Genomic DNA, 8,505 nt, shown 5'->3' with positions numbered 1-8,505 from the left:
CGCTCCCACGCTCTGCGTGGTAGCGCCAGGACCCAACCACAGACACGATTCCTGTGGTTGGCTATGCATTCCCACGCAGAGCGTGGGAACGAGGTTTCTGGTGGGTTTTGCGACAGCCTCCTGCGCGGGAAAGACGGAGGGGGTAGAAATCGGCATTTTCAACCTTTTGCAACACCCTCCTTCGCGGGAAAGACGGTAGTATGGGTATCAGGGCTTAGCTGCACTAGCCTTTCAGTCCTGCAGAAGCAGATTTTGACTGAATCAGCTCAATCTTGTAACCATCCGGGTCTTCCACAAAAGCAATCTCTGTCGATCCACCAAGAACCGGACCCGGCTCACGGGTGATCTTTCCGCCAGCCTTGCGGATGACATCACAAGTGGCATAAATATCATCAGCACCCAGAGCGATATGACCAAAGGCATTGCCCTGATCGTATTTTTTGGTGCCCCAGTTGTAGGTTAACTCAATAACCGCCTGCTCAGACTCATCGGCATAACCAACAAAGGCCAGGGTATATTTATACTCTTCATTGTCGTGTTTTCTCAGCAGCTTCATGCCAAGAATTTCGGTATAAAATTTGATGGATCGATCAAGATCACCAACACGCAGCATGGTGTGAAGAAATCGCACAGTTAAGCTCCTTCAGGTTTCTAATAGATGTTTGTTTGTCAGGGATGTCCGGGACGTTCAGAGGGTTTTACGGTTTGTTTCTTTTTCAGCGGTTTGCCGTCAATCGACGCTTCTTTGATGTCTATTGTGTAGGCAGTGCCTTTCTCTTCCTGCAGGATCTTTACGAGAAAGTAATCATGGTCTTTGGCAAACCAGATCCAGGTGGCACGGTTGCTATTCTCACGTTGTATTTTTACCCGGACGGTTTTCAGCTTTCCCAGGTCGGTTGCTAATACTTCTTCGCCTTCAACAATAAACCGGCGTTGATAAACTTCATCGTCGTCAGCCACATAATAGCTGAGCTGTTTAACGCTGGCTGTCGCAAGATCCATACGAAGCTTTAACTGGTAGCTCAGGTTGTCCAGGGTTTCCGGTTTCAGGTTCATGGACCACTGCTTGTCACCCTGTTGCCAGTTTACCTTGTTGTTCTTCCAATCGAATGAAGCGTATTCAGTGGGCTTTTTGCCCAGGCCGGTGCGTTGCTGCATATACTGGTTGGAAATCAGTTGTCCTTCCCGGGCCAAAAAATCGCTGTTCTCCTTCATCCCGAAAAAAGCGGCGTCAGCGCTGAAAGCCAGCGTCCAGCTACCGTCGGAGTTTTTAGTCAGGGACCGCTCGCCAGAGCCGCCAAACGGCACGCCTTTTATCGATGCATTGTAGGTTGCGGTATAAGGCTTGAGAATAAAGGCCGGGGTTTTCACTTTTTCATTATTCTGGCGCAGACTTTTACTGGTGGTGGCTGCAAGCGCTGAATTATTCAGTACCAGTAAAGCGCAGACAAGTGCCATGGTGAAAATGCGAGTGCGGTGCAGGCTGAAACGGGTAGCCATTGAGTCTTTCATTATCGCCTCGCGTAACAACTGAAAAAGTGAATGAGACCCATTGATCATGCCAGTTCCAGGGCATTTTCCAGTAATTGGTAGCCCTGAGGATCGATGGGGTGATTATCCAGCCAGGCTTTATCCTCTTTCAGTTGGAGCCGGCCACAGGTAAACAGGTGTACGGCCAGTGGGTAAATCTGATGTTCCATTATCTGAACCCGCCGCTTGAGGCTTTCCTCATTATCGGTGGGTTCTATATTAAGGGAAGCCTGAATGATATGGGCTCCACTGTCCAACTCCGGGGTGACAAAATGAACGGTGCAGCCATGTTTTGTCTTTTTATCCGCGAGAGCACGCCGGTAGGTACCAAGGCCTTTATAGTCAGGCAACAGTGATGGGTGGATATTAATCAGCCGGCCAGAAAATCGGTCAGCAAACTCAGGGCTGAGGATTTTCATATACCCCGCCAGTACCACCAGGTCAGGCTCGAAGCGGTTCACTTCTTCCACCAGTCTCTGGTCAAAAGCACCCCGCGATGAAAATACTTTATAGTCGAGGCCCAGTGCGGCTACTTTGTGCGCTCTGGCTCTTTCCAGTCCGTAGGCTTCAGGTACGTTACTGACAACCCCGACAATGTCATAACTGTAATTAGACTCTTGATCCAGAAGTGCCTGAAGATTACTGCCGTTGCCTGATAGCAGAACGACAACTCGCTTTTTTGGGCTCACGGGTGGCTTCTCGCTCACTGCTGTTTCCTGAATGATTTTGATGGTTTTTTGGGTTCTGTGTTAAGAGCAGGGCAGGGCTGCCTCCATAATAATGGAAGCAGCCCTGATATTGGTCAGAAAGAAATCTTAAAAGTTCCGATTATTGGAATACTACGGGTTCAGCATCACTGTCAGTGGCTTCAATGTGACCAATAATGATGCTTTCTTCCCCCAGCTCCTCCAGGCGTTTGAGAGCCTGCTCCTGATGGTTCCCGGGAACGCACAGAACCATGCCAATGCCGCAGTTAAAAGTCCGATACAGCTCAAAGACCTCAATGTTGCCCTTTTCCTGAAGGAAACGGAAGATGGCGGGGATTTCCCAGCTCTGAGTGTTAATCACAGCACGGCAACCCCGGGGGATGACCCTTGGCAGGTTTTCCGGAAGACCACCCCCGGTAATATGTGCCATGGCATGGATGGGTAGTTCTTTCTGCAGTTGCAGAAGCGACTTCACGTAAATACGGGTCGGAGCCATCAGGTGTTCTGCAAGCGGCTTGTCTTCCAGTGAATCGTGCAGATCCACACCGGCAACTTCCAGTACTTTGCGAACCAGGGAGTAGCCATTGGAGTGGGGGCCACTGGACTTCAGTCCAATCAGCACATCGCCGGCGGATACCTTGCTGCCATCAATGATTTCAGACTTTTCTACGACACCCACACAGAAGCCGGCAAGGTCGTAATCATCACCCTGGTACATACCAGGCATTTCAGCGGTTTCTCCGCCAATCAGGGCGCAGCCTGACTGCTTACAGCCCTTGCCGATGCCGGTGACAACCCGCTCAGCCACATCCACATTCAGTTTGCCTGTGGCATAATAGTCCAGAAAAAACAGGGGCTCTGCCCCACAGACCACCAGGTCGTTGACGCACATGGCGACCAGGTCAATACCAATATCGTCATGCATGGCAAGATCCATGGCCAGCTTCAGTTTGGTACCCACACCATCGGTGCCGGAAACCAGCACTGGCTCCCGGTAGCCGGATGGCAGTTGGCAGAATGCTCCAAAACCGCCCAGTCCACCCATCACCTCTGGGCGTGAAGTGGCCTTTGCAACCTGTTTAATACGCTCGATCAGGGCGTTTCCAGCGTCGATATCGACACCGGCATCCTTGTAACTCAGGGAAGTTCTGGAATCCGATTTGTTCATTGATATGAATCCGCTTGTTGCCGGGAACTGTTTGGGTGGATGAAGGCGGCTATTCTAGGAGGGTGCGGGGTTTATCGCAATGATGTTACTGATTTGTCGCATTTTTCAGGTGTCTTAATCGGTAAATCTGTCTGAGCGCTAGTGATTTGAAATCGCTACCCGCTACCCGCAAAAGCACAATCACAAGCGATCCTGGCTTTTTCGGGTAGCGGGCAGCGTTCGTTAAAATGGATTGCCGTGTAAAAACAGTATTTTTTCCGTGAATTGTGGCAGAATTACGGTCATTTGATTTTTACCAACAGGGTTTTCTGGATGCCTGTGGCTACGCAATACAAAGCTTTCTATCAAGAGTTGATGAGTCAATTGATCCTTTCTTTAATGCTGGGGATTCGTTCAGGTGGTCGGATTGTCTGCCTGGCGTTAAGTCTTCTGGTGCTGGTTGCTCTGTCAGCACCCACAGAAGCTGCCATGGTGAAGGGTTTGTACAGTCAAGAGGTACCGATAACAGGGCAGAGTTATAAAGAACGCTCTGATGCGATGAGTCGTGCGCTGGCAGGGGTGCTGGTAAAGGTAGCCGGCCAACGTGAGGTGCTGTCGAACCCTGTTGTTCAGAGTGCTTTGGCCAAGCCGGAAACGTATATCCGGAAGTTCGGTTTTCGTACCGATGAAGCTTCACTGAACCGTCAGCAGATTTTTCAGGCCACCTTTGATGAACAAGCGGTAAACCGCTTGCTGCGCAGTGCCAATGTGGCGATTTGGGGGCAGAGCAGACCCTCTACGCTGGTGTGGCTGGCGATGGAAAATGCTGGAAGGCGTTCCATTGTCAATGCGTCGGAAACCTTGCCGGGGGTGTTTGCTGAGAGTTTTCAAGAGCGAGGGTTACCCGTGCTCTTTCCATTGATGGATTTTGAGGATTCCGCAGCGATTGCTGCGGTTGATGTGTGGGGTGGGTTCAGCGATAAGATTCAGGACGCTTCCCGCCGGTATGGCTCTGAGTCTATTCTGGCTGGCCGTCTGTCACGTTCTCTGCCACAAGACAATGAGCTTTTTTATGGTCGACTGAGTCTGATATTCCGTGGAGTCAGTCAGTCCGTTGCGGTGAATGGTCTGGATGCTGTTGGCGTTACCCGGCTTGCAGCAGACCTCGCAGGTTCGACGTTATCCCGGCACTATGCTATTGATGTCTCCGATGCCAGTGGCAAGGCCTTGCTGGTGGTAGAGAATGTCTCCTCTCTGGAAGACTATGCAGGACTGTATAAATACCTTGAAAGAATGACGGCTGTGCGTGAAGTCTCTGTACATAAAGTCAGAGGTTCTACGCTGACCCTGGATCTTACTATTGATGGATCGGTCAGCCAGTTGGTCGATGCCCTTGCCCTTGGGCGTAATCTGCAGGCGGTAACCACCGGGGAGTCGATGGTGTACCGCTGGTTCCGATCCTGACCTGAGTGCTGCTCATGGACTACAGCATCTGAATCATTGTTGTCGCTACAGTGACGTTAAATTTCTGTCCCTTCCTGAGACGATAGAACATCTTTTGTAGGGGGCGCCGTTTTTTCTGGATTGGCTGAACTGGACTGTTGGGATTTGATGATGTCTGGCGTCTCGGTTAAGGTGTTGCAGTCTTCTTTTTTTTCAGGATGGGTACTTTTCCTGAACGAGAAAGCTCTCTGTAATCTGCCAGGTTTTTTCTTTTTCGTTGCCTTATCTTCGCTGGGGTCCGTTTCAGGTTGTTCCGAATCCACCCCGGTTTTCAATTCAGCAGATGGTTTTTCTTGAGAAGATGGCAAGGAGTCAGTGGTAGCTGGATCATCAGTAGGGGAGGCACCTTTTGCTGTTGATGACGCAAATTCTTCTGTAATCGTCTGTTTGGATTTCTTGGTGTCTGGCCCTTTGGTTGCGGAGTTGCTGCCTTCTGTTTTTGCAGAACGGCCACTGTTGGCCGGAAGTAGTTTCTTGAAGAAACTGGTTATTTTCTTTTTCGTTGACTTATCTTCGCTGGGGTTCGTCTCAGGTTGTTCCGATTCCACCCCGGTTTTCACTTCAGCAGATGCTTGTTTTTGAGTAGGTCGCGGTGAGCCAGTAGGGGCTGGGGCTGGTGTTTTTTCTTCTAAAGATGGTTCAGTGGCGCTGTTTACGTTATTAGTGGAAACCTTCTCAGGCAAGCTGAATTGCCCCATTTTTGTGGTCAAACCCTCATCTGAAGCTCCTAAATCAGGGATTCCACTTTTATCTTCAACAGCGTCTGGTTCAGTGGTAGTGGTGTTGGCATTCTGCTCCCTGGTAGAGTTTGCGCTGTTGTGTGGCTGAACGGTTTGATTTTCCGGTAGTAAGGGTTGTTCCTGTTTCTGCGTGGTTTTTAATTCATCAGACGCTATTCCTTGAACAGGTGGTTGGAAGGAGGGCGCAGTATCTTGAGACGTAACTGGGGTAGTCTTGCTAGCCGTATCAGTGTAGGTTTTTATCCTGTGTAATGTGGTCTTTTCATTATTGCCCTGTTCAACTGACTTTGATGGTTCCTTTTCGGATGGTTCCTTTTCGGATGGTTCTTTGGTGGGAACCGTTTTTTTTGGAATCAGACTTTGTGTCTGTTCTGGATAAAATGTCTTAACTCGTTGGATATTATCATTCGCTGTTTTAATGACTGTATTAAACCTCTCTGTATAATCAGGTCGGGATTCGTTAAATCGTGATGGCAAGAACACCGATGCCCAGAATTGGGAACGTGTACCTTCTTGATCAGTAGTGGTGACTTTTAGAACTTCCACGGGTCTATTTTTAATATTGTTGTTGACTATTTTGTGAATGTCGGCAGCTTTTTCATTGGATGTTGGGTCTTTATTGTACAGAGCGATGCCGTGATGCAGAGTTTTAATTGTACCATCTTTCCAAGCTGTTAGTCGGTTTAAAAAGTTGGTTTCTCCAGTCTCTTTATCCTGAGAGATGCCGTAAAAATCCACTAGCTCTTTAATTCCCTTTTGGTTTGTTAACTTGGGTGAATTAACCTCTTGCGAGCTATCCAGACTGGAAGGCGTGCTTTTATTTTTTTCAGTGTTCGGTTGCTCCTGAGGCGGTGTTTTTCCGATATTTTTCGATACGGAAGGTGATGGTGATGGTGTCCGGTCAGATATCGAAACTGTCTCATGTGGGAGACGGTCAGGAGGTGCGTCAGCTGGCTGTATGGTGTTGGTTATTGGGACCGCTTTAATGCGGGAATGTCCAGACTGGGCAGGATTCATCAGTGTAGCTGTCGATACAGTTATCGTTGTATTGCTATTTGGAGAGATAGTAGTAGACATGCGATGCAATTCCAAGGCAGGTTTGATTTAATTAAAGGCAGGATATGAGACAGGATATGTCTGTGGAAGTTCACTGTGAAAACGCAGTGAATAAAATTTTTTATTTCATAAATACAACACTGTTCGTTTGAGACAGACGATAAAGATGCGTTGGAAATTACTGCATGAGTTCAATTAAAATTGGCCCGGGGATTGTCTGATAACCCAATTTCTCCCAGTGTTTTTGCTATCAATACTTCGGACAGTTTTTTGCCCGGTAATTACGGGCCGTAGCTTTATAAGGTACTTTCTGGCAACTCAGGGTTGCCCCAGACTTACGATAAATACCAGTCATCAAGCGACAGGTTTTTCCCCATCAGTGATGGGCTCTCAAAAAACTGTCCACAGTCTTGTGCTATAGCAGTGCTTCGAAAATGGATCTTAGGGAAGTGGCGTTGTAGAAAGTACCAGCCCTCCGTCATTCCCGCGCAGGCGGGAGTCAGTCAGTTCGTTGCGGTGAATGGCCTGGATGCTGTTGGCGTTACCCGGCTTGCAGCCGATCTCGCCGGTTCGACGTTATCCCGGTATTATGCAATCAATACCTCCGATGCCAGTGGCAAGACCTTGCTGGTGGTAGAGAATGTCTCCTCTCTGGAAGACTATGCAGCACCGTTTAAATACCTTGAAAGAATGACGGCTGTGCGCGAGGTTTCTGTACACAAGGTTAAAGGCTCTGCCATCGAACTCGAGCTGAATATTGATGGTTCAGAGAGGCCGCTTGCAGATGCTCTTGCCCTGGGGCGGAATCTACAGGCGATAACCACCGGGGATCCAATGGTTACCGCTGGACATGACCCTGAACTGAGTGACTGGACTACTGCATTTGAATCATTGTTTTCACTAATGTGACGTTAAATTTCAGATCCTGATTTTAGTTATGATTCCGAATCGACAGAGCTTCCCCCTTCTGAGCCCTCAGCATTGAGTTGGGATGATGTAGCCGCGGTACCTTCTAACTGCTTGGAAAGCTGTCCTGACTCAGTAGTCTTTTTCTCTAACTGACGCTGTAAATCCTGTTTTTCATTCGAAAGAGAGTCAGTCTTTGTTTTCTGATTAGAAAGATTACTTTGAAGCGACTCATTCTCAGTTTTTGTCTTTTTTAGCTCATCGTTAACCTGATTAAGTATTTCGGTTCTTTGCTCATGTTCCTTTTTTAAGGTGTCAATTTCTGCATGATTAGCTGCCAGCTTCTTCTCAAGTTCCCTTTTCTCAGAGGTCAGAGTCTTATTTTCAGCGGCGAGTTGGTTTGATTTACTCTTGTTTTCTTCTATCTGATGGGAAAGCTGTTCATCCTTAGTAATCGTTTGATCTAAATGACTCTGTAAATTCTGTTTTTCATTCGAAACAGAGTCACTCTGTTTTTTCTGATTAGACAATTCACTCTGAAGTCTTCTCATTATCATCTTCTGCCTGTTTAGCTTATCGCTAACCTGATTAAGTTTTTCGGTGCTTTCCTCATGTTTCTCATTTAATGTGTCAAGTTCTGTTTTATTAGTTACCGACTTCTGCTCAAATTTCCTGTTCTCAGAGGTCAGAGTCTTATTTGCAGTGGTGAGTTGGTTTGATTTATTCTTGGTTTCTTCTAGCTGCTGGGAAAGCTGTTTTACCACAGTATCTATTTTACCTGAATCCGTAACTTCAGAAGACGTTTGCATCTTCAAAAGCCGGTCGTGCCAACGAATATAGCCTAAAATAGTACTTTGTAAATTGATCACTCAGAAGGTGCATTTTTGTGGAACTCAAATTTGAACAATCTGATAAA

8 protein-coding genes are annotated in these 8,505 nt (G+C 47.8%); 2 read left to right on the top strand and 6 right to left on the bottom strand.

Annotated elements, in window-relative coordinates; translation table 11 throughout:
* Window positions 1–223: 223 nt before the first annotated feature.
* The 4 genes from gloA to purM all read right to left on the bottom strand — a co-directional run bounded on the left by gloA (window position 224) and on the right by purM (window position 3,405).
* Entirely contained in the window at window positions 224–631 is a 408-nt protein-coding gene (gene gloA, locus RM811_RS20895; protein ID WP_402527895.1) for a lactoylglutathione lyase, read from the bottom strand.
* Between the two features lie 38 nt (window positions 632–669).
* Window positions 670–1,512 (bottom strand): DUF3108 domain-containing protein, encoded by an 843-nt coding sequence (locus tag RM811_RS20890; protein ID WP_402527893.1) that lies wholly within the window; start codon window positions 1,510–1,512, stop codon window positions 670–672.
* Between the two features lie 44 nt (window positions 1,513–1,556).
* Window positions 1,557–2,237: a phosphoribosylglycinamide formyltransferase gene (gene purN / locus RM811_RS20885; protein ID WP_402527891.1), complete on the bottom strand. Its 681-nt coding sequence runs from the start codon at window positions 2,235–2,237 to the stop codon at window positions 1,557–1,559.
* Window positions 2,238–2,358: 121 nt separating this feature from the next.
* Window positions 2,359–3,405 carry a phosphoribosylformylglycinamidine cyclo-ligase gene (purM, locus tag RM811_RS20880; RefSeq protein WP_402527889.1) on the bottom strand — a complete coding sequence of 349 codons (1,047 nt, stop codon included), beginning with the start codon at window positions 3,403–3,405 and terminating at the stop codon, window positions 2,359–2,361.
* A gap of 312 nt (window positions 3,406–3,717) precedes the next feature.
* Here purM and RM811_RS20875 point away from each other — a divergent pair, with 312 nt between their 5' ends.
* Window positions 3,718–4,848: a DUF2066 domain-containing protein gene (locus RM811_RS20875; RefSeq protein ID WP_402527888.1), complete on the top strand. Its 1,131-nt coding sequence runs from the start codon at window positions 3,718–3,720 to the stop codon at window positions 4,846–4,848.
* A gap of 56 nt (window positions 4,849–4,904) precedes the next feature.
* On the opposite strand, the gene RM811_RS20870 is transcribed toward RM811_RS20875, so the two are convergent.
* Window positions 4,905–6,704 (bottom strand): hypothetical protein, encoded by a 1,800-nt coding sequence (locus tag RM811_RS20870; protein ID WP_402527886.1) that lies wholly within the window; start codon window positions 6,702–6,704, stop codon window positions 4,905–4,907.
* 303 nt (window positions 6,705–7,007) lie between these two features.
* Here RM811_RS20870 and RM811_RS20865 point away from each other — a divergent pair, with 303 nt between their 5' ends.
* Entirely contained in the window at window positions 7,008–7,592 is a 585-nt protein-coding gene (locus tag RM811_RS20865) for a hypothetical protein (RefSeq protein WP_402527884.1), read from the top strand.
* Window positions 7,593–7,618: 26 nt separating this feature from the next.
* Here RM811_RS20865 and RM811_RS20860 read toward each other — a convergent pair whose 3' ends face one another.
* Complete coding sequence (locus RM811_RS20860; RefSeq protein WP_402527882.1) at window positions 7,619–8,398, bottom strand: hypothetical protein; 780 nt, start codon at window positions 8,396–8,398, stop codon at window positions 7,619–7,621.
* Window positions 8,399–8,505: the final 107 nt, after the last annotated feature.

Origin of the sequence: Endozoicomonas sp. (assembly GCF_031844845.1) — a bacterium.
Taxonomy (GTDB): Bacteria; Pseudomonadota; Gammaproteobacteria; order Pseudomonadales; family Endozoicomonadaceae; genus Endozoicomonas.
Note: the sequence above shows the minus strand (reverse complement) of the source record. Positions and strands in the feature narration are given on the sequence as shown.